At 40.1% G+C, this 20,169-nt stretch carries 23 protein-coding genes; 5 read left to right on the forward strand and 18 right to left on the reverse strand.

Features of this window, described 5'->3' with window-relative positions:
• Positions 1-518: 518 nt before the first annotated feature.
• The 3 genes from BIV59_RS15965 to BIV59_RS15975 form a co-directional block, all read right to left on the reverse strand.
• Complete coding sequence (locus BIV59_RS15965; RefSeq protein ID WP_071352444.1) at positions 519-1,127, reverse strand: hydrolase; 609 nt, start codon at positions 1,125-1,127, stop codon at positions 519-521.
• A 256-nt stretch (positions 1,128-1,383) separates the two neighbouring features.
• Complete coding sequence (locus BIV59_RS15970; protein WP_071352445.1) at positions 1,384-2,238, reverse strand: GNAT family N-acetyltransferase; 855 nt, start codon at positions 2,236-2,238, stop codon at positions 1,384-1,386.
• A gap of 193 nt (positions 2,239-2,431) precedes the next feature.
• Positions 2,432-2,929, reverse strand: a complete 498-nt coding sequence (locus tag BIV59_RS15975) for a GrpB family protein (protein ID WP_071352446.1) — start codon at positions 2,927-2,929, stop codon at positions 2,432-2,434.
• 364 nt (positions 2,930-3,293) lie between these two features.
• Here BIV59_RS15975 and BIV59_RS15980 point away from each other — a divergent pair, with 364 nt between their 5' ends.
• Positions 3,294-4,262: an FTR1 family iron permease gene (locus BIV59_RS15980; protein ID WP_071352447.1), complete on the forward strand. Its 969-nt coding sequence runs from the start codon at positions 3,294-3,296 to the stop codon at positions 4,260-4,262.
• Positions 4,263-4,690: 428 nt separating this feature from the next.
• Here the strand turns inward: BIV59_RS15980 and BIV59_RS15985 are convergent, their stop codons facing one another.
• Entirely contained in the window at positions 4,691-4,930 is a 240-nt protein-coding gene (locus BIV59_RS15985; RefSeq protein WP_071352448.1) for a hypothetical protein, read from the reverse strand.
• Between the two features lie 111 nt (positions 4,931-5,041).
• Between BIV59_RS15985 and BIV59_RS15990 the strand changes: the two genes are divergently transcribed.
• Positions 5,042-5,527 carry an Hsp20/alpha crystallin family protein gene (locus BIV59_RS15990; protein ID WP_071352449.1) on the forward strand — a complete coding sequence of 162 codons (486 nt, stop codon included), beginning with the start codon at positions 5,042-5,044 and terminating at the stop codon, positions 5,525-5,527.
• Between the two features lie 28 nt (positions 5,528-5,555).
• Positions 5,556-6,317 (forward strand): hypothetical protein, encoded by a 762-nt coding sequence (locus tag BIV59_RS15995; protein WP_071352450.1) that lies wholly within the window; start codon positions 5,556-5,558, stop codon positions 6,315-6,317.
• A 73-nt stretch (positions 6,318-6,390) separates the two neighbouring features.
• On the opposite strand, the gene BIV59_RS16000 is transcribed toward BIV59_RS15995, so the two are convergent.
• From BIV59_RS16000 to BIV59_RS16025, 6 genes are all read right to left on the reverse strand, one after another.
• Positions 6,391-7,209 (reverse strand): MBL fold metallo-hydrolase, encoded by an 819-nt coding sequence (locus BIV59_RS16000; RefSeq protein ID WP_071352451.1) that lies wholly within the window; start codon positions 7,207-7,209, stop codon positions 6,391-6,393.
• 102 nt (positions 7,210-7,311) lie between these two features.
• The gene (locus BIV59_RS16005; RefSeq protein ID WP_071352452.1) at positions 7,312-8,262 is read right to left on the reverse strand and encodes a nuclease-related domain-containing protein; all 951 of its coding nucleotides are present in this window, start codon (positions 8,260-8,262) and stop codon (positions 7,312-7,314) included.
• 787 nt (positions 8,263-9,049) lie between these two features.
• Positions 9,050-9,652 carry a class D sortase gene (locus BIV59_RS16010; RefSeq protein ID WP_071352453.1) on the reverse strand — a complete coding sequence of 201 codons (603 nt, stop codon included), beginning with the start codon at positions 9,650-9,652 and terminating at the stop codon, positions 9,050-9,052.
• Positions 9,652-10,737 (reverse strand): processed acidic surface protein, encoded by a 1,086-nt coding sequence (locus BIV59_RS16015; RefSeq protein WP_071352454.1) that lies wholly within the window; start codon positions 10,735-10,737, stop codon positions 9,652-9,654. Before BIV59_RS16015 ends, BIV59_RS16010 begins: the two co-directional genes overlap by 1 nt.
• A gap of 218 nt (positions 10,738-10,955) precedes the next feature.
• Positions 10,956-11,156 carry a hypothetical protein gene (locus tag BIV59_RS16020; protein WP_071352455.1) on the reverse strand — a complete coding sequence of 67 codons (201 nt, stop codon included), beginning with the start codon at positions 11,154-11,156 and terminating at the stop codon, positions 10,956-10,958.
• Between the two features lie 125 nt (positions 11,157-11,281).
• The gene (locus tag BIV59_RS16025) at positions 11,282-11,989 is read right to left on the reverse strand and encodes an MgtC/SapB family protein (RefSeq protein ID WP_071352456.1); all 708 of its coding nucleotides are present in this window, start codon (positions 11,987-11,989) and stop codon (positions 11,282-11,284) included.
• Positions 11,990-12,231: 242 nt separating this feature from the next.
• On the opposite strand from BIV59_RS16025, the gene BIV59_RS23755 reads away from it, so the two are divergent.
• Positions 12,232-12,387 (forward strand): hypothetical protein, encoded by a 156-nt coding sequence (locus BIV59_RS23755; protein WP_170846174.1) that lies wholly within the window; start codon positions 12,232-12,234, stop codon positions 12,385-12,387.
• Between the two features lie 268 nt (positions 12,388-12,655).
• On the opposite strand, the gene BIV59_RS16035 is transcribed toward BIV59_RS23755, so the two are convergent.
• The 4 genes from BIV59_RS16035 to BIV59_RS16050 form a co-directional block, all read right to left on the reverse strand.
• Entirely contained in the window at positions 12,656-13,054 is a 399-nt protein-coding gene (locus BIV59_RS16035) for a VOC family protein (protein ID WP_071352458.1), read from the reverse strand.
• A 177-nt stretch (positions 13,055-13,231) separates the two neighbouring features.
• Positions 13,232-14,011, reverse strand: a complete 780-nt coding sequence (locus tag BIV59_RS16040) for a PAS domain S-box protein (RefSeq protein WP_071352459.1) — start codon at positions 14,009-14,011, stop codon at positions 13,232-13,234.
• Between the two features lie 105 nt (positions 14,012-14,116).
• Entirely contained in the window at positions 14,117-14,365 is a 249-nt protein-coding gene (locus BIV59_RS16045; RefSeq protein ID WP_071352460.1) for a hypothetical protein, read from the reverse strand.
• Between the two features lie 55 nt (positions 14,366-14,420).
• Positions 14,421-15,686 carry a sugar efflux transporter gene (locus BIV59_RS16050; protein ID WP_071352461.1) on the reverse strand — a complete coding sequence of 422 codons (1,266 nt, stop codon included), beginning with the start codon at positions 15,684-15,686 and terminating at the stop codon, positions 14,421-14,423.
• Between the two features lie 366 nt (positions 15,687-16,052).
• Between BIV59_RS16050 and BIV59_RS16055 the strand changes: the two genes are divergently transcribed.
• Positions 16,053-16,514 carry a DUF7662 domain-containing protein gene (locus BIV59_RS16055; RefSeq protein WP_071352462.1) on the forward strand — a complete coding sequence of 154 codons (462 nt, stop codon included), beginning with the start codon at positions 16,053-16,055 and terminating at the stop codon, positions 16,512-16,514.
• A 55-nt stretch (positions 16,515-16,569) separates the two neighbouring features.
• On the opposite strand, the gene BIV59_RS16060 is transcribed toward BIV59_RS16055, so the two are convergent.
• Genes BIV59_RS16060 through BIV59_RS16075 form a run of 4 tightly spaced genes read right to left on the reverse strand, consistent with a single transcriptional unit; the run spans position 16,570 to position 19,897 of the window.
• A complete protein-coding gene (locus BIV59_RS16060) occupies positions 16,570-17,277 on the reverse strand; it encodes an ABC transporter ATP-binding protein (RefSeq protein ID WP_071352463.1) in 708 nt (235 codons plus the stop codon).
• Positions 17,277-18,056, reverse strand: a complete 780-nt coding sequence (locus tag BIV59_RS16065; protein ID WP_071352464.1) for an ABC transporter ATP-binding protein — start codon at positions 18,054-18,056, stop codon at positions 17,277-17,279. The genes BIV59_RS16060 and BIV59_RS16065 overlap by 1 nt, the downstream gene beginning before the upstream one ends.
• Complete coding sequence (locus BIV59_RS16070) at positions 18,031-19,005, reverse strand: branched-chain amino acid ABC transporter permease (protein WP_071352465.1); 975 nt, start codon at positions 19,003-19,005, stop codon at positions 18,031-18,033. The genes BIV59_RS16065 and BIV59_RS16070 overlap by 26 nt, the downstream gene beginning before the upstream one ends.
• A gap of 13 nt (positions 19,006-19,018) precedes the next feature.
• Entirely contained in the window at positions 19,019-19,897 is an 879-nt protein-coding gene (locus tag BIV59_RS16075; RefSeq protein WP_071352466.1) for a branched-chain amino acid ABC transporter permease, read from the reverse strand.
• Between the last annotated feature and the right edge of the window lie 272 nt (positions 19,898-20,169).

A 20,169-nucleotide genomic window follows, 5' to 3' on the forward strand; every position in this document is an offset into this window, starting at 1 on the left:
GTAACTGCCCGTGGGGCTTTGACCCCGTCAGCTAAACGGTTCGCCCCCTACTTATAGAAACATGATTGAGGCTGGTTGGGACTTAGATATCGTATAACAAGCGAAGCTGTGATACTGCAAGGAGGATTAGGGATTACTGGTAAATTACGAGTTTAGTAACACACCAAAAAAGGGTTGCCGAAGCAGCCAAACATCGCACCCGTACATTCTACCCTGGCTACTGAAATAATAGGTCCTATAAAAAAAAGAGCAACCAGTAAAAACTGGTTAACTCTATAATACGATCGTACCCGTTAGCCATCCATGAAGCGGAAAAATCACCGCTTCACCACAGGGAATGAAAATGGTTAGGAGTGTCAATACTGATACTGACCTTAATCCAGTCAACCCTAATCCATAGACTTATTATTTATCGCTCTCCTTTTTTTTTAACGTTTGAGTAGGGTCTTCTTAACTATTGTCATTTTCCAATTTTGAAGAAACTTATTTTCATGATAGCTAAACAAGGCCAATAAACCTTAAATTTTTAAAGATTTAATGCACATTAAACCTTTATCAACTGAAGTCTCTATATAACCAATAATCTGTTCAAGTGTGAATACTGTTAGTGACTGTTCAAGATCGTCCCTACTATAATCCATATCACTTATTACATAAGGGATAAATTCCTTTATATCGTGAGATTTTACCTCTTCTGTGTCAATGATTGTACCACTTTTACTTACTACTTCACTTAATTGTTGTGTGAGACCATAGTAATCTAATAGTTTCCCATTAAGTAATCGAAAATCACTATGGTATCGATTGAATATGTTTTCATCTGCCTCCATTCGGTTCTTTAACCAAGGTAAATAAAAGCCTTTTAACCAAATATCATCAGCAATTAAGTGAGTATAGTATCCCTGTATAAAGTGGGAATCTATATTAAAGCTATATTTATGTATGAATTCCTTGTAGTCAATATATCGAGAATAGTCTTTAACGTCGCCTTTGTAAAAATGTGAAATGTCTTTAGGCGAAACCGCATCTGCTGCAATTCCTCCTAATAGAAATGATGTTATATCTCTTATCGATAGATCATCTGCAATTCTATTTGCAATAACCAAGTGCATTATCCTTGAACCCAATTTAATTTCCCCCTTTTCAATATCCTTATGGGTTCTAGAAAGACAAAAAAAATCCTCCTCCATCATCAATTTTATACAACTAAAGCCCTGTTAGTTTAAGTGAAAATCTTCACAGCTTCTTCCTTCTTACCAATTTTTCATTAAAAGTGATGTTCAACAATCTGGCCCGATAAATTAGAAGAGCACAATTCCCATTCTGGAATTGCGCCTGATATTTGAAGATCCGCTATAAATTTGAATAGTTATTGAAACACAATTATTCGCCTTTATCAAAACCTAAATGAACAGAATCTGCAATCCTTTCATAGCCAATTTCCCTATAAATCTTATTTGATGTAGGATTCATCAAATCTGTGTATAGTACGCAAAAATCGAAATCTTTGAGCAGTTCTCTTGAAACCGCCGCAACAAGCGCCCTAGCATATCCATTTTTACGTTCTTCCTTTGGCGTAAATACCAAAGTAACGGTTACACCACTCTTTGTCGGACGTGACTTCTTCATCATGGATACAATCTTTCCTTTATCCTCCCAAAGAAAAACCTCACGTTCCTTTAAAAACATTGCGACACGTTTTTTCACGTGTTCGATTGGTGATATCGGCATTCCGGTATCAATTTCGAATAAGCTGAACCACTTTTCGATCAGTGAAGAATCATTTTCTTCTGCATAGCGCCAATTACCGGAACTATGTTCAAGCGTTTCATTTACCTTATTTAATCGATACAATCCCTGATCCATAAGTAGTCGATGAGTCATATCAGTTTTAATTTCCCACTTCTCCGCGACTTTGTATGCCCACGGTTTCAAACTGATAATCGAACGAAAATCAATGTCATGTTCGAGCATATTTTTAATGAAGAACTCTATTATTTCTTCTAAACGGATTTCATCGACAAAAATTAGATTTAACGGATGCGGAGGAGTCATTTGAAAAAGGGCTAATATTTTTCCGTCCTCTTCAATTGTTGCCATAAATGGATTCTCATAATTACCAGCTTTAATCGCTTGTAGCACACCAAAAAACAGACTGAATATATCTTCCTTTTCCAATAAAATCGGCTCTATCTTTCTCTCAAAATCATGAGCATTATCGTAAACTTTAAATTCCATTCTCAATACCCCATTCTTAATCAGATAATAGCGAAGGCATCTATTTTATCCGGAAATCTGGCCCGTTTGACGCAAAGTCTTTACTCACCAAATGCGCCCTTTAACCGCTGATATGTCCTCTTGCTTAGGATCGATTAATTGTTCTTCTTCTTTCTCACTCGTTAGCTTAAGTATAATTGCGCACAATCTTATGTCACAGTTTATTAAATTCGGAAGTGTTCATTAATTTTTGGAAAAACTCATTTTTAGCTTCCCTATACTCATCCATTTCTTTCCCTTCAAACTCTCTTTTTAACTCATCATATTCCAGCCTGTAAGTATCATTTAGTAAAAATACATCTCGAAATTTCCAAAAGAAATCATATTCAGAATCTATGACAGTTAATTGAACTCCTAAAGGAGGAACGGTTGAATCATCTTTAAAAGCCCTGAACGAGCCGGTTTTTACACTGCCTTCATTAAGCTCATAAACTGCCGAAAGTGTCTGAACTGCCTTTAGAAATTGCTCTGGAGAGACACGTACCTGTATATCTATATCACCTTTTGTAAGGCTATTAGGTACAGCTGTACTACCGACATGCTGAACATCAGAATCTGGCAAAAGCTCTCTAATTTTATTTTTGTGTACTAAGAAAGCTTCCTCAGCCTTTTCATAAACATGCCTATATTCAAAAAAACTAACATGTTCCATATTACGCCCCCACAGGATATACTTTATGGTTAATCTTACCATATAATTCAGATTTACTGCCAAGTTGGCGAAAGCTTTCTAAGGAGCCATTCCTTCTTAAAACTAACCGAACTGTTTGCTGCATAGTGAAAGGGTTATTCACATAACTCTTTCCCATATCCATTACCCCTAAGCGATCAACCCATAGGATGCAAATTATCCACAAAAGCGTTTTAGTGACTAGAACGCTTTCTCCTGACGCGATATTCCTATAAATTCCCAATATATATAAATAAAGTGTTCTTGACGTAAATTGGGTAGTCGCTTAAACTGAAAATATAATTGATAAAGATTATCAATATCATTACATAATTAGGAGGAAATAATGATTAGAAAATTTCTCAATTTCAAAACTATCTTAATAACTCTTTCAATTCTAATCGTTATTGGAGTTATTGTATGGCAAGGTATCTATTTTGAAGGGAATCCTGACCCAACTGCAAAAAATATCTCTCCATTATCTGCAATAATAAATACTGCTATCCTTGTTTTCAGGGAAGGACTAGAGGCAGTATTAGTGTTAGCAGCCATTATTTCTGGATTAGTTCGTAAAAAACAAGATGAATTATGGAAACCTATCTCCATGGGTGCTGGTGTTTCCTTTTTAGCTACAATAGCCACTTGGTTTATCGTAGTAGCCATTATTTCTTCCGTAAATACTTCTGCATTAAACATTCAAGCTTTTACGGGCATGTTAGCCGTTGTTGTTTTACTTATTATAATGAATTGGTTCTTTCATAAAATTTATTGGACAGGATGGATTAAACTTCATAATCAAAAGAAACAAAAAATCACTTCTAATAGTGGGAAAGTCGTTCAAACAACTACTTTCTGGTCACTTTTCCTAGTCGGTTTAACTTCTGTTTATCGAGAAGGATTTGAAGTGGTTCTCTTCCTTCAAAATCTAAGATTAAAAGCTGGTTCTGAGGTAATTTTACAAGGAGCTTTGATTGGATTGGCATTAACCATGATTGTTGGAGTTTTGACATTTATAGCACAACGCAAGCTTCCACATAAAAAAATGCTGGTATTTACAGGTGCTTTGTTAGTAGTGGTTCTTGCTGTCATGGTCGGGGAAACCGTTCAAGAAATGCAATTAGCTGGATGGATGAGTACAACCACAATCAAAAATCTCTATATTCCTGGTTGGGCTCAAGTCTGGTTTTGTGTTTTTCCAAATGTAGAAAGTTTATCTTTCCAAGCACTAGCAGTTATTTATGTATTAGGGTCTTATTTCGCACAACGCTATTTAACTAAGAGAAAAGCGATTAAGCAAAAATTAATTGCAGCTTGAAAATTAAAGACTTTAATAAAAATTGGAGCCACCTAAAGGTAGCTCCTTTTTGCTTTTTATAATAATCATTTCTTCAAATATTCTGCCCCGTTACTGGAATAAGAAACAGCTATTCCTCAAAGGAATAGCAAACATTAGTTGAACAAAATAGGTTATGATGCAAGAAGTGGCGGGAACCCGGCTCGGCTCCATAACCATAATGGAGTTCGTTCCAGCGAGATAAGAAAAATCTGAATTTCTTGTTCCTTTTGGTATTTGAATCTTGATATGCTTTTACAACAGATTCCCATAAAGAGGAACTCCCGTCAGTTCCTAAAATGCTTGTAGCTCACTCAAAAATCCCAAATGTTACTGCTGATCAAGTAGAAAAAGATCTACACTCCCTTTTTTAGGGAGTGTTTTTGTTTGAACTGAACTTATGTACCTCATTAAGGAAGCGGGATTTTTTGAAAAGATGATGGGCTGTCGATGAGGTCTCTGTCGTCAACTGCGCTTCTTGTGCCGATAAATCCGCTGTCGTCTCCAAAGTTTTGGCCGAATCCCTGTGTTTTTTTATCTGAATTGTTCCAGTCTGCCAATAAATTTTGTCCGATATTGACCGCTGAAGCATTTTCAAAGGAATTTATTTTCAATAAAAAAATATTAATATTAATAGAAGCACCTGTCACGGTAGTCCCCCCCTTTTTTCAATTTATATTCAGGGATTTGATTTTTCATTACGCATTAAAAGGGCTTGAAGCCTATATGCCCTTAGAGTGGCTAGGCAAGGAGGCGGCAGCATGGACTTTAATAAGCTGATGCAATGGATGGAGCTCGCCCAGAAATACCAGACGACGGATTTTTGGAATGGTGTTTTTGAACAGACCTCCTTTAACCAATTTATGAAGGAAAATATGGACATGAGTTCCCCGCAGGGTCCCGCGCCTGACACTGGTGCAGCACCCATGCCGCGCAGTGATTTTCCAGCCGTTGATATTTATGTAACAGACACGGAAGTTATTATCCTTGCTGATCTTGCGGGGTATACAAAGGAAAATATTCAGGTATCTGTATCTGGGGCAAGGCTTTTGCTGAGAGGAAGCATGAATTCAATGATTGCCGGCCAGGCCTTTTTAAAGGAACGATCACAGGATGAATTCCGGCGGATCATCGACTTGCCTGAGCCGGCTGAATCGAACCTGATTACTGCTAAATTCGAAAACGGACTTCTCCGTTTAACATATAACAGACAATTTATGGAGGAAGAGCGGGTCAATATCGAGTAAGTTCTGTATCAGAAAGCGAGGATAAAATATGCCCTTATTCAGCCAAAAAAAGAACGGAGAAGACACACCAGATTTCGAAGCACAGATACGGAGAATCAATACGCTTGAAGTCCATGTTGACCGGTTATTAAAGCTGGAAAACAAGGTCTCTCCCCTGCTAATTGGAAAGAAATATGCGGAGAAGAAGACTGAAACAGGCAGCACGGCTGGCGCTGGTGACCGCTCACTTCAGGATATGAACAAAAGACTTCAGCGCCTCGAACAATCTCCCCGGGAATGGGCCAGCAAACTGAATGCGATTGAGCAGCGGGTGAAAATGGAACAAGCCTCAAGAAATTATGATGAATATCTGAATGAAATGGATGAGCGGATCTTTGCCATGGAGGAGAAAATGATTCAGCTGCACGGGACACAGCTGGATATCCTTTCCCGCCTTGATGAGATGAGCGCGGAACTTTCGCAATATAAAGGGCAGGGTCCTGCAAACGATAAACAGCAGGTGGTTGTCAAAGAAATCAATATTGAAAAGTTTTACCTCGATAAATACGAGCAAAACAATAACTTTGCACAGCTTGGCATCAAGGAATTAAGCGGGGCCCTCAATATCGGGGCAACTTACGGAACCGGAGTTGTTCCTGAAGCGCTCACACAGCAGATGAAGGATGATATGGCTGAACTGCAGGCGGCGAAGGATGACTTGCCGGACAAGCAGGTGACACCGGAAAATGCAGAGATGAAAGTTGAGGAAGAGTTTTATTCAGAGGTTTCTATTGATGATGAATCAAGTTAGATGGTATATATGGTCCTTTTTTGAAGTAAAAAAGAGCATGTTAATCTAACATGCCCCCAAACTTCATTTAACATTATGTATTAAAAAGTGTTCCCTGCAGTGCTTTTATATAACGATCTGCTGACTTCCGAACAGCAAGGTCCGCATGCTCTGACACGACCCGGTGAAAAGCATTATAAATACGGTTGAAAGGCAGCCCTTTTACTTTATCCGCCATCTCTCTTACTTTACTGGCAGGGAGTGGAATCAGATTAGGATAACTGTACATGAAACTCACCCACTGGCGGTCGGCAGCCACTTGAATAATATCGCCTGTCAGCAGAATACCCTTTTTATGGTTTCCTCCTTCCCAGTGTAAAACAGTTCCTCCTTTAAAATGGCCGCCGAGACGATGTAAAGTAATGCCATTTGTTAATTCAAAAGACTCTCCCGACCAAAAAATGATTTTGTTACTTGGACGTGCTACCCACTCCTTATCATCTTCATGGATGTAAATAGGTGCATTGAATGTCTCGGCCCATTCAACTTGTGAAGAATAGTAATGCGGATGAGATAGGGCAATTGCTTGAATTCCACCCAAACCATTCATTTTTTCAACCGTCTTTTCATCTAAATATGTAATACAATCCCATAACACATTAAAACCCTGATCTTGAATAAGATAGGCTGTTTGACCAATCGCAAATTCGGGTTTTGTTGTAATACTGTATAAATGTTCCTCTTCATGCAAAATGTTGTTTGAATATACCTCACGCATAGCTTCTAATGTTGTCCAAGACTGCCCTGCAGGATTTACGTATTGTCTCTCTTCATTACAAATCAGACAGCTTTTGATTTCTCCCGGTTCTTGCAGATATTGAACACCGCATGTTGTACAAATAGCATGTGACATCGTTTTTACACCCCTATAATCAATTAACTAAATATATTTAATATTTAGTCATTTCCATATATTGAGTATACAATAGGAAACTGAAACATGCTGAGGAAAGTTTTAAGTTAGATGGTATCTGCGGTCCTTCGTTGTTCCGGATGACGGCAGATTTAATGATTTAATTAGTTTAGTGGTGACAGATTTTGAAGTCAGGCGGAGAAATTCCCGGATTCGAGGGGCAGTTATGACGGGCCCGAAGAGGAGGATATAATCCTGAAGTGCCGGAATATGGGCATCCATGGAGGTTTGCTGACATTGAGTGCATATCCACCTGCCGCCCCAAGCTCGAATCATGCTCAGAGCTTCACAGCATGAACACCAGACACCTGGCAGGAGGTCTTTTTTTGAAAGGTAAAACCGCTGAAGGATGTTAATGTCACTCGGTGTATGATTTCTCAGGAGAAGATTGGAAAGTTTCCTCATTTCCTTTTTAGAAAAAACGTCTTCAGTATGTTTCCTTTCGAGATTGTTCATCAGGTTTTCGAAATTTACGCTGTGCGTCACAATTCGCTGCAGCTCATGATTTCCTTTTATCAGTGTGTATGGACTAGCTACGACAACCAGCACTTCAACTGGGATAGAAGCGAATTTCCTGGACTCTAGCCAGTGTATTAATTGGCGCTGCTGCCGTTTCACCTGTAAAACTGGGTCTGGAAAAGCCTCTTCCTTTCCGTTCAATGTCCGGATCAGCTGGTGAAAAGCTGTATCAAAAAACAGCGTGCCCGAGAAATTCTTCACTTCCAAGATCAAGATAAATGATGGTGTTATGATCAATGTGTCGATCTGAAAGAATCGATCCTGATCTGACAGCCTAAGATCATGAAGGATGAGGTAATCTTTCGGCAGAAAACTAAGATGATAATCGAGCGACTGCTCTCCGCGAAATCCCGCCTGCCTTTTTGCCAATTCGTCAGCAATATCCTGGCGTTTAGCATGACTCTGCGGCAGTCTCCTGAGCAAAGCCTCCAGCTTTTCATTATAAATGGGGACAACTCTCTCTTTTATGACCAAAACACCACTCCTTTTTAATAGATTCACAAATATTTCTATGTGTTCCTATGAAACTCCTCCTGAAAATGAGGGTTTTCTATAAAAATCTGCTCTATTATTTCCATAAATATGGATAATAAGTCCAAATCGCTTCTCATTCAAGCGAAATGTCCCCTGATTAGAGCGAAATCCCAATCCATTAGAGCCAAATCCGGCATGATTAGAGCCAAATGCCGAAACACAAAAAATTGAGCATTTTCAACATGCTAAAGATTTGATACTCTCTTTTAGTAAAACACTATTGAATGGATAATCTATCTTTAGTAGGCCTCCTCTATCACTGGTTTCACTAAAAATGACTCGCTTTGATCTTAAATTCCTTAAGGATCTTCAGCCTCTTTATTAACTGGGACAAGATTAGATACCCTCTTCCGGTAAAACACTATTGAACCAGTACTCTATCTTCAGAAAATCCTCCTCTATCACTGTGTTTCACCAAAAATGACTCGCTTCTGTCTTAAATTCCTTAAGAATCTGGAATTTTTTATTATCGGGCTAAACATTAGTTACTCTTATCTTGTAAAACACTCTCTAAGAGGGTCAACTCTCTTAAAAACGACTCCTCTTCCAACAGGAAATTTCCATTTATCTGGATAATAAGTTCAAACTAGCCTTGATTCGAGCCAAATCCGCCCTGATTAGAGCGAAATCACACGTGATTAGAGCCAAATCAGCCCTGATTCGAGCCAATCCCCTCTCCCCGCCTATAAATCGCACAAAAAAAACACCCCGAAAAATTCGAGGTGCATCATTTATGCAGCAGGTAGGCAATCAAGATATAGCGCTGCGGTGCAGATCCAATATATGAAAAAGGATAGCAGGTGCTGACTGTCAGTGTCGCCCTGGGCTTAGGTACAATCACGGTCCGGTCGTTTTTATCTACGATTCTCACCTTCCGCACCTTATAGGTAAACTTGCCGGCAGACGTTTTTACAATTAATAAATCGCCGACTCCTACTTCGCCAAGTCTGCGGAAAACGGTATCGCGGTGGCCTGAGAGTACTGAATTGTCATTTTCGCCGGGAAGGACACTTTTCGCGTAATGCCCGACTCCCTTTTTCAATTCATCTTCATCAGTTCCGTGGTAAATTGGCAGGCTCGCCTTCAGCTTAGGAATGTACAGTGTGCCCATCTCTTCCCCTTGCTTCGGCCGCACGGGGTAAAGCTCTGGTGCTGCATCCTGTTTCACGGAAGCTTCAGGAGCTGCTGCCGGCTTACTCGCAGGTTCAGCCTTGCTGTCCATCTTGTATAGAAAATATCCTTTTGCAAACGTATAAGCATTTGTTGAGGTAAAAGCAATCCCTAACACAATCAGCAGCAGCGCAGCAATCAGGAATCCTTTCTTTTTCATCAAGCAGACCTTCTGTATGTTCTGTAAAGCATGAAGCCAGATAGAATCATGGCTAATCCAAGGATCATGTTAGATACATAGTTTCCAGCTGTTTTAGGCAGTTTTCCGCCCTTTTCGGTATGCATGACAGCTGATTTTAACTTTTTCACTTTATTGGAAACTTTTTTCTTAGGCTCAGCCTTCACAGCTTCTTTTACTTTAACAGCTGCTGTAGAGACATCTTTCCCGATATCCTTAACTGTAGTTGAATCTACCATATCACCAGTGATAACCAGGTCAGCCAAAAGCTTTCCGGAAAGGTCATAAATATTCACTTTTAAATTGGCATTCGTCAATTCGTCCATATTTAACAGATCCCAAAGAGTTAAAGGAGTTTCTTTTCCTCCCTTTACAAGATGGAAATCTGCTTTCAGTTCTAGCATTGAAAACATTTCATCATATATGGAAAGGAATTCTTTAACCTGCTGCGGAGAAAGCTGGTCTAAGGATTCGAACTGGGCGAATTTTTCCATTCTTGTTCCAAGATCTTCAAACTTCGCAGTTGCTTCAGGAGTTGATAACTTTTCATCAAGTGCAGCAAAATGTTCGCTAATATTTTGAAGCTCTCCGTCTGTTAAGCCGATTTCATCTTTCATGGAAGAGAGGATTTCTTTAAAAAATGCCTCGTCCATTACAGGGCCATCTTCAGAATCTCCATAAAAAGAAACAGCATCATCCAAGTCGCTGACAAACACATAATCATCAAGACTTTCACCGTTATCCTTCAAAAGGGATTTTAGCTCATCCATCGTTAAGTCATAATCGCTCAGTAACCCATCTAGGTTGCTGTAATCAGCGGCAATAGCCTCCCCCTGATAATCCTTCAATTCGGCAATATTTTTAAAATCTGCAAGCTCTTCATCATATTGAGACAGAGACATTTCGATATCTTCTTTTGTCACATCAAATCCCCGGACAGCAGACAATTCTTTTAAATAGGCATTCAGGTCTGATTCAAATTTCTGGTCTTGAGCGGCAAATGATAGATTTGGCGAGAAAGACAGCGCGATCAAAATGGCCAGCAATAGCAGTGAAAATTTCTTCATTAATTAACCCCGTTTCTGATTTATCATACGCCTTTGATTATATGACACTAGTATAATTAAGCACAATCGGTTTATTTTGGTAATTTTATAATAATATAGACATCTGCCATTTGTAGGCCGTACTGAAATTTAAAATTGGGGATGGAGTTAAATATGGCGGAGCATTTGTTTTCACATAAAAAAAAGCCGTTCACAAAATAGAACGGCGTTTACCCAGCTTATTCTTTTCCTTCTGCACTTGCCTTTAAAAGTGCATTTACACTTTCATTGATTGATTTCCTTAAATCTTTGCTCACGTACATGTATGATCGTTCGTTATCCCACGAAATTGCTTTACTCATATATTTCCCGTTTGGGAGCTTTTCTACATCTATATCAATGAATTCCTCATTATGAATGAAAAATTGTCTTTTTCTCAATTTATCTCCCCCATATAATTTGAATAAATCCTGTTTATGATGGAATCCCAACAAATCAGCATTTGTATAATTAATGGTAGCACATATCACCACAATTGTTCTGTTTTAAGGTCTAAGAAAGTAAATTAAAAACTCTCTATTTCTGCCTGATCGACACCCTTCAGGCTTTTCATGTCATAATAAATGTCAGTCGTGTACACATCGTTAGTCGAAACGACCACGCAGCTTAATGCCACATGTTCCCTCTCTTCCTTAACCTTCACTTTCCTTACTTTCAGGTTCTTGCTTTTAAGTTCTTTCAATAAATCCGTCAAATTTTGTTCTTTTTGAACAGCAAGCTTGACCCTCACCCTCTTTTCCTTTAAACGCGTAGGCCCTATTTTGTTCAATATAGGAGGGATGATTTCTACAGCAATCAAAATGAAAATAAGAGCCACAATTGCTTCTTCATAAAATCCGGCCCCAATCGAAATTCCGATGCCCCCAGCCACCCAGATAATGGCTGCGGTCGTGATGCCTGAGATTACATCATTGTTCCGGTGGAGAATGACGCCTCCTCCCAAGAACCCGATCCCTGAAACAATCTGGGCAGCAAGCCTGAGCGGATCCATCGGCTTAGAATAGGGTTCGCTGTACAGTGCAGCTGAATGGATGCTCACAATGGTAAGCAGGCAGCTTCCCACAGTCAGAACCATGGTCGTTTTGATGCCTGCCGGCTTTTGCTTTAATTCCCTTTCCAAACCAATTATGATGCCGACAATTGCCGCAATGCCAAGCTTGATGACAGTATCGTTATATAAATAAGGCAGAAGCAAGTCCTTTAATATATGCATGTTTTTCCCCCTTTTTCTCTATCTTATATTTTAGCTGTTTTTAAAAGGAATGATGCCCACTTTAAAAAATAAGTGCTGCAGAGTGCTGAAATGAATGTAAAAAGGGGTTATGAAACTGTAAAGGGTTTGTGCGCCTGAAGCAGAAATCGGATAAGATTTCCTCAAAAACTTTCCCAAAAATATATGTATTATGCTATCATTCTTTTCAATCAGCATTACATACTTCGCGAGGAGGTGATTGTATGAACGAATATAAAGTTACAGTCAAGAATGGCAGCAGCATAATACTTTCTGAGATTGTGAAAGCTGAGGATGAAAGAGACGTTCTTGGCGCACTCCTCATTAACAGTGAGCTATTTAATCAGTCATTTACAGATATAAAGATTTTAGAACGCTGAATCCACTTCAAGAAACAGCACTTATTGACACAGGTGCTGCTTCTTTTTCTTTGGCTCTGTTAAACGTTTGATATTTCATCAAAAACAAAGAACCCATTTATGAGTTCTTCTTGTGGGCATCTTCTTCAACTAAGTACCCGTTTATTTAAGTACAATATTTCACAAAGTCAAAAAAATAGAGCTTTAAGATAAAAATAGGTATTACCCTTTTGAAATAATATCCCTTTACCTAATGTAGTTTTTTTATTTATTAATTCCCCTAAAACATCTACAAAGGAAGATTTAGTTGCCACGAAACCCCGAAGCGGTCATTTACCCAGCCAAACTTTTTACTGAAACCATAATTGTTTAAAGGCATAAGTGCTTGTCCGCCTTCATTAAGTTTTTCATAAAAATTATCAAGTTCTTCTTCAGTATTACAAGTAACAAAGATTGAGAAAGAAGGTGTAAAGGAGAATTGATGTTTTATATAACTGTCAATACACATAAATTCTTGCCCTTTCAAGGTAAAAAGAGCCTGCATTACGGTGCCTTCTGGTCCAGCTTCATTAGCCCCATATCTAACAATGTTTGTAATTTGAAAATCCTCAAAGATGGATGTATAAAAATTCATCGCTTCTTCTGCGTTGCCATCTTGAAACATTAAAAACGGTGTTACCTTTTCCATTTTTATCCGCCTCCTAATTTTATGTAATAAATTTATTATAGTTTTTTTTCTTGTTGAACTAAACTCCCCTATTAGCACAATAAGAAAAAACCGTCTCATGATGGCTCTGACACCAGAAAAGAACCTGTAATGAAGAAAAGGATAACAATATATCACGGAATATAGTTGGTATCCTATTCAAACACTTGCGATGCTATCCTTTAACACCAATTCACGTACTGCCTGCTGTAAAGTTCCAAATATCTGTATTAGGGATAAATCGGCTCCGAGCTGAACAACACTTTGGGCAATTTCGGGTCTTACTCCCGTTACAATAGAACGAACACCAAGCAAACCAAGTACGGCACTAGTTTCAAACAGACATTGGATTACTATTGCATCAAGTTCATAGATGCCTGAAAAATCGCTAATTAAAGTATGGACACTCTGTTCCTGTACTTTTAAAGGCACATGTTTTAAAATATAATTCGCTCTTTCAGAATTGATAGAACCTACTAGGGGTAACACAGCGACCCCTTCCAATATAGGGACGACTGGAGCTGAGAGTGTGTTAATTTCTTTGGACACTTTTTCGAGTGTTCTTTCAATTTCTTTGCGCTTTGTTATATCTCTCACGACAGATTGAATCGCTTTTTTATCCTCATACAAAATAGGAGTACAGTTTGTTTCTACATCAACTAGTGAACCATCAAACCGTCTTAATTGTTTTTCGATAGTTCCAGTTGGTTTATTTTCATCCAAGACAGATTTTATGTGACTTACTGTCAGCTCTCTATACTCCTCGGGTATGATATCGAATACAGATTTACCTATAACTTCCTCACTGGAAGCGGCCCGTAAAAAGTCTACTCCTGCAGGGTTTATATACTTAAATTTCCCATCTTGTTGAATAATAATTGCCTCCGTGGTCGATTCCACAATTTGACGATACAATTTTTCATCCGTATTATTTCCCATGAAAATTCCCCTTATCTGTGCTTTTTAGTTTAATAATCCTTCTTCCACTAACCTGCCCAGGTAGTTGAAGATGAAAATTCAACATACATTAACAGAGCCTTTTCTTTAAATAATTTCCTGGAATTTCACTCGGTATAGAAATATTGTGCTTTTGCTTAATTCAATGATGTTCTCTATCTCTATTTCAAAAGGCAGACCCATGTTTGTTCCTTCATATTGCCGGTTTATTGCTTCAACAATTTTTCCGGTACAGGCCTCCTGGACAGAAAAAAGTCTTTCAGCATTTAAGTCGACAGTGTCTGCCGCACATATGAATTGAGTTTGCGATGTTCTTTTGACACTGATGTTATTCATCATTCAATCATCCTTTGCCGGTTCTTATTTCTGCAATTATACCTTAAAACTTTCTTTATTTGAATGAAGTCGGCGGACTTTCGGCAGCCTGCTTATTTCTTTTTGAATCTATCTGCCTTTCTTTACCGTAGATGGTGATGAATAAAAATCCGATGCCGGCAAAAACGGTATAAATGGTAATCAGCTTTCCATAACTGATCAGAGATGAAATAAAGCCGAAAAGCAGGTATCCTGCCGTCGAGCCGATTTGTGTGACATTCATATAAAGTGTTGTTGCTGTACCCGGTGCCTCAGGGATGAAATCCTGGAAATAAGAAATGGCGATTCCTGCTGTAATGGATACTTGGGCTGCGCTTAAAATCTGGAGCGGATAGATCTGCTCGGGTTCTGAAACAAATCCAAATATCAAAAAGTAAACAAAGGCCAGGAAGTAGCCGGCTTTTATTAATATGGAATTATCCATTTTGGTTGCCATCATCCCTACAATAATCATCAAAGGCACTTCAAAAATCGGCGCTACACTAAAGATAATTCCTACCTGCATTTCCGTTCCGTGCAGGGTCTTTGTAACAAATTGGGGCACATTCAGCATGTGAATAGAAGATGCCGAGTATAGCAGGAAGGCTGCAGCAAGATTTGCAAGTATATGCAGCCTGCTGACATATTTTTTTACCTTTATGCTTTCTTTATTGGGAACTTCCTGCCGTGCTATTTCTTTTAATAGAAAAATAGCTGTTAATGATCCAAGTAAATAACACGCTGCCACAAAAAAGAACAGCCCCTTGAAATCCAGCATCATTACGAGCCAAGCTCCAAGCGCCGGACCGCCTATCCATGATAGAGCAAAAAACATCCGGAAAATATTCATGATGAGCGGAGTCTCTTCAGCAGGAACTTTAGCAGCAGTCAGGGCGTCTCTCGCATATGCCCATAGCTGCGGAACGGTCGCAGCTGCACTGCCAAGCACGAAAAATCCGGTTAAACACAGTGCATAATAATTACGCAAATAGGCAAAGAGGATATAACCCGCCGCTCCGGCTAATGACGAATAAATCAGTATCCTCCGCCGGCTGAGGGTTGTATCAGACTTCTTTGCTATATAACTGCTGATCACTACACCGCCGACCGCCATTATGGTCATAAATATCCCAAATCCAATATTGCTCATCCCTGCTTCATCTATTCCAAATAATGAAGAAAACGGGGCAAAAAAAGACATCCCCAATCCATAAATGATATTTAACAGAAATAAAACCGGCAAGCCGGGAATCCTCCAAATATAAAGCAATTTATCTCTGAAAGCTGCAATCTTATCCATCATGTTTCGCACTCCTGACTATTTAGCAGTCTTTACATTTACAATAATTAATAGTTTCCTAACATACATGCACAAAAAAAGGCTTAAATCTCATCAGATATGGGAATAGGCTAATAAATGATTTTGTTTCTGCATCTTAGAATGGACTGGCAATTCCTTTTGTATCTTATGCTTGTTTTAATCTTATCATTCTCCTTCCTCAAATGGTTACTTAACGGAAGAAAATGTTAGTTGCTCAGGAATTTCCTTTTCCATTTTCAAATGTTCCTTTTCGCTTTACATATACACTCAAGTACCGATAGAAAAAATAAGGGGAAAAATTACGTTTAATAGAGGAAAAGCATATATATGAAAAAAGGGGAACACACCATGAAAAATCAAAAAGGAGTTGACATTCAGGGAAGTATCTTTGCAGGTAATGGAGATATCTTTCCAAGTGAGTTCCTGGAAATGTTCAAAAAGTTCATCCACCAGCATGGCTGGCAATTCGAAGGAAAAGCCATTGCCATTGAAGAAAACGGAGACTTTGTGAAAGAATTCGCAGCATATCACGGAAAATATATAAAACTTTATGACTACCTTTTACAAAAAAGAAAATGCTATTCTGTTTTAACTCTATCATTTCAGGAGCTGGAAAACATCCTTCAGTTCCATCTTCCAAAATCTGCCTATAAATACGGGGCATGGTGGTCAAATGAATCAAGCGGCACTCATTCTCATGCCTATTCCTGGCTCAACTCCGGTTGGAAAACATCCAGAATCATCCTGGGTGAAAGTGTCGATTTCATCAGAAACGAACCAGACCCGAAAAAAAAAACTGACGGTGCATAGATAAGAAACAGCCAGTGGGCATCGATGGATATTCGATGCACACTGGCTGTTTCTATTAATGTCCGCCGAGATAAGCCATTTTAATTTGCTCACTCGAAGTCAATTCTTCGGCATTTCCGGAAAGGACAATCCGGCCAGTTTCCATAACATACGCGCGGTCTGCGATGGATAGCGCCAGATTGGCATTTTGTTCTACAAGAAGAATGGTTGTTCCGGCAGCATTGATTTCTTCAATGATCCGGAAAATGGTTTTTACAAGCAGTGGTGCAAGTCCCATGGACGGCTCATCCAGCAGCAGTAATTTTGGTTTGGCCATCAAGGCCCGTCCCATGGCAAGCATCTGCTGTTCACCGCCTGATAATGTTCCGGCCTGCTGCTTGAGGCGTTCGAGCAGCCGAGGAAATAACTCGTATATTTTATCCATATCTTCACGAATGCCGCTTTTATCCTTTCTCAGGTAGGCTCCCAGCTGCAGATTTTCTTCCACTGTCATATTGGCAAAAACGCGCCGGCCTTCAGGAACATGTGAAATTCCCTGCTTCACGATGGTTTGCGCCGCTTTTCCGCCGATCGAATTGCCTTCATAGACAATCTTGCCCTGCTTCGGCTTCAGGAGGCCTGAAATGGTCTTCAATAGCGTACTCTTGCCGGCACCATTCGCACCAATCAGGGTCACGATTTCACCTTCATGTATTTCCAGGGAAACTCCCTTGATGGCCTGGATGTTTCCGTAATAGACGTTAATATTTTCTGCTTTCAGCATTATGAAACCTCCTCGCCGAGATACGCTTCGATGACTTTTGGATTGTTCCGGATTTCTTCAGGTGTGCCGTTTGCAATCAGCTGTCCGTGATCCAGCACATAAATCCTTTCGCAGACGCCCATAACAAGCGGCATATCATGCTCAATCAGCAGAACGGTCAGATTGAATTTTTCACGGATCAGCGCAATCAATTCCATCAGCTCTTTTGTTTCTTTAGGGTTCATCCCAGCCGCTGGCTCGTCCAATAAAAGCAGCTTCGGACTGGCAGCAAGGGCTCTCGCTATTTCGAGACGTCTTTGTTTTCCGTATGGAAGATTTTTCGCTTTTTCATCCTTATAATGATCAAGATCAAAAATCTTAAGGAACTCAAGCGCTTTTATATCCATATCCTTTTCTCCGCCAAAATGTCCTGGCAGGCGAAGGATTGAACTTACAATGGTATGCTTGGCAAGCGAATGATACGCTACCTTGACATTGTCGATTACCGACAGCTCGCTGAACAGGCGGATATTCTGAAAGGTCCGGCTGATGCCTTTTCTGGTAATTTTATAAGGAGGCAGCTTGTTCAGCTTTTCTCCATTCAGGGATATGCTTCCTTCTGTCGGAACATAAACCCCTGTCAGCAGATTAAAAAATGTGGTTTTGCCTGCGCCGTTTGGCCCAATCAGGCCAACCAGTTCTCCCGGGTACAGCTCAACATTCACATCAGAAACTGCTTTTAACCCGCCAAAACGGATGCCCGCTTGATCTACCTTAAGCAATGGTTTGCTGCTTGCCATCTTTAGGACCTCCTCCGATGTCTTTTCGCTTTTTGAAATATGAAGTCAATTCCCTAGTACCCATCAAGCCTTGCGGACGGTACAGCATCATAACAATCAATACAAGGCTGTAAATGATCATCCTTGTTTCCGGGTAATCCTGCAGGAAGGTGGAAATGATGGTCAATAGTATGGCCGCAATTACTGCACCTGACAAACTTCCAAGTCCTCCAAGAACAACGAAAATCAGGATATCAAAGGACTTCAGGAACCCAAAGTTTGACGGCTGGATAATATAGAAGTTATGTGCCCATAATGAGCCGGCAATTCCGGCAAAGAAAGAACCGATGACAAAGGCAATAACCTTATAATAGGTTGTGTTGATTCCCATCGCATCGGCTGCCGTCTCATCTTCGCGGACAGAAATACACGCGCGGCCATGAGTGGAGTTGGTGAAGTTGCGGATTACGATGATGGTCACAAGCACACATCCGAATACCCATGGCCATGTGGTGTAATGGGAAACCTGCATGCCGCTTGCTCCGCCGATATAATCAATATTCAAAAAGATAATCCGGACGATTTCCCCAAACCCGAGTGTCGCGATTGCGAGGTAATCTCCTTTAAGCCGCAAGCTCGGAATTCCAATGAGCATTCCTGCAAGCGCCGCTACAAGGCCGCCAACAATCAGAGCTGCAAAAAACGGCATTTCAAGTTTCATGCTAATCACCGCAGATCCGTAAGCCCCGACTGCCAGGAAACCTGCATGTCCAATTGAAAACTGTCCGGTAATGCCTATGATCAAATGAAGGCTGACTGCTAAAATAATATTGATTCCCATGAATACCAGCATATTGACGTAAAAGGGATTAAGTGAGCCTCCGGTAATCATGATCTGGACGACCCCGAAAAATACAGCCGATAGCAATATTGAGAGCCAAAAACCTTTTGTCTGCTTCAGTTTAGTCATCGCTTTGTCTCCCTTACACTTTTTCTCTTTTATTTTTTCCGAATAAGCCCTGAGGAAGGAATATCAAAATTAGGATCAGGACCACAAAGGCCACTCCGTCCCTCCAGAGAGAATATCCTGCAGCACTTACCAGCGATTCGATGACACCAAGCAAAAGCCCGCCGACCATCGCTCCGGGAATAATCCCGATTCCGCCAAGAACGGCAGCAACGAATGCTTTCAAGCCTGGAAGAATTCCCATCAATGGCTCAATCTTGCTGTAGTATGTACCAAAGATGACACCAGCAGCTCCTGCAAGTGCAGAGCCAATTGCAAAAGTGGCAGAAATCGTATTGTTTACATTGATCCCCATCAGCTTTGCAGCTTCTGCATCAAAGGAAACCGCGCGCATTGCTTTACCGATTTTTGTTTTATGTACAACGAACTGCAAAATGATCATAAGTACCACGGAAACCACAAAAATCATAATCGACTGGCTGTTTACAGATACACCGAACAGATTGATTTTATCCTGCGGCAAAAAGTTGCTTGGATATGCTTCAGGCTGTGCCCCGCGGATATAAATCACACCATACTCAATTAATAGGGAAACACCGATTGCCGTGATTAAAGCCGCAATTCTTGTGGCATTCCTCAGCGGTTTATAAGCAATTCTTTCAATGATCACCCCAAAGGCCGCACACACAATCATCGTTAATAACAAAGCAGGAAAAAAGGATAAGTGCAGAAATTTAATCGAATAAAAACCGACAAACGATCCGACCATGAAAACATCTCCATGTGCGAAGTTAATCAGTTTCACGATTCCATAAACCATTGTGTAGCCGAGAGCGATCAGAGCATATATGCTGCCAAGAGAAATACCGTTAATAATCTGCTGTATCAGTTCCATAGTTCGCCTCTCCTCAACCATTCTGTTTAAATTTCGAATAGGGGGACTATGCCCCCTATCCTTTTTTCATTTAGCTTTAGCACCTGGGCCTCAGGGTCGAGGCTACCAACGCACTTCCACTTTTTGTTTAATCCAGCTCAAACGCCTAGCCTCTCGAGGCCATAAGTCACATCAGAATTGAAGGCAAAGGGCGCCTTCTATTCTGATGCGCCTTATGCTGGTCGGAAGCCCCCAGGACGGGGGTCACAAAGACGCTGCCGCAGGACGCGGCG

The sequence above is a fragment of the Bacillus sp. MUM 13 genome (assembly GCF_001866725.1).
GTDB lineage: Bacteria > Bacillota > Bacilli > Bacillales > DSM-1321 > Peribacillus.

Excerpts from the sequence above, each read along its gene's own strand:
- BIV59_RS16055 (WP_071352462.1), top strand. The coding sequence starts at position 16,053 with ATGAAAAATCAAAAAGGAGTTGACATTCAGGGAAGTATCTTTGCAGGT.
- BIV59_RS16040 (WP_071352459.1), bottom strand. The coding sequence starts at position 14,011 with ATGGGAAATAATACGGATGAAAAATTGTATCGTCAAATTGTGGAATCG.
- BIV59_RS16065 (WP_071352464.1), bottom strand. The coding sequence starts at position 18,056 with ATGGCAAGCAGCAAACCATTGCTTAAGGTAGATCAAGCGGGCATCCGT.
- BIV59_RS15970 (WP_071352445.1), bottom strand. The coding sequence starts at position 2,238 with ATGGAATTTAAAGTTTACGATAATGCTCATGATTTTGAGAGAAAGATA.
- BIV59_RS16010 (WP_071352453.1), bottom strand. The coding sequence starts at position 9,652 with ATGAAAAAGAAAGGATTCCTGATTGCTGCGCTGCTGCTGATTGTGTTA.
- BIV59_RS15995 (WP_071352450.1), top strand. The coding sequence starts at position 5,556 with ATGCCCTTATTCAGCCAAAAAAAGAACGGAGAAGACACACCAGATTTC.
- BIV59_RS16060 (WP_071352463.1), bottom strand. The coding sequence starts at position 17,277 with ATGCTGAAAGCAGAAAATATTAACGTCTATTACGGAAACATCCAGGCC.
- BIV59_RS15975 (WP_071352446.1), bottom strand. The coding sequence starts at position 2,929 with ATGGAACATGTTAGTTTTTTTGAATATAGGCATGTTTATGAAAAGGCT.
- BIV59_RS16050 (WP_071352461.1), bottom strand. The coding sequence starts at position 15,686 with ATGATGGATAAGATTGCAGCTTTCAGAGATAAATTGCTTTATATTTGG.
- BIV59_RS16015 (WP_071352454.1), bottom strand. The coding sequence starts at position 10,737 with ATGAAGAAATTTTCACTGCTATTGCTGGCCATTTTGATCGCGCTGTCT.
- BIV59_RS23755 (WP_170846174.1), top strand. The coding sequence starts at position 12,232 with ATGAACGAATATAAAGTTACAGTCAAGAATGGCAGCAGCATAATACTT.
- BIV59_RS16070 (WP_071352465.1), bottom strand. The coding sequence starts at position 19,005 with ATGACTAAACTGAAGCAGACAAAAGGTTTTTGGCTCTCAATATTGCTA.
- BIV59_RS16045 (WP_071352460.1), bottom strand. The coding sequence starts at position 14,365 with ATGAATAACATCAGTGTCAAAAGAACATCGCAAACTCAATTCATATGT.
- BIV59_RS16075 (WP_071352466.1), bottom strand. The coding sequence starts at position 19,897 with ATGGAACTGATACAGCAGATTATTAACGGTATTTCTCTTGGCAGCATA.
- BIV59_RS15980 (WP_071352447.1), top strand. The coding sequence starts at position 3,294 with ATGATTAGAAAATTTCTCAATTTCAAAACTATCTTAATAACTCTTTCA.
- BIV59_RS15990 (WP_071352449.1), top strand. The coding sequence starts at position 5,042 with ATGGACTTTAATAAGCTGATGCAATGGATGGAGCTCGCCCAGAAATAC.
- BIV59_RS16025 (WP_071352456.1), bottom strand. The coding sequence starts at position 11,989 with ATGCATATATTAAAGGACTTGCTTCTGCCTTATTTATATAACGATACT.
- BIV59_RS16035 (WP_071352458.1), bottom strand. The coding sequence starts at position 13,054 with ATGGAAAAGGTAACACCGTTTTTAATGTTTCAAGATGGCAACGCAGAA.
- BIV59_RS16000 (WP_071352451.1), bottom strand. The coding sequence starts at position 7,209 with ATGTCACATGCTATTTGTACAACATGCGGTGTTCAATATCTGCAAGAA.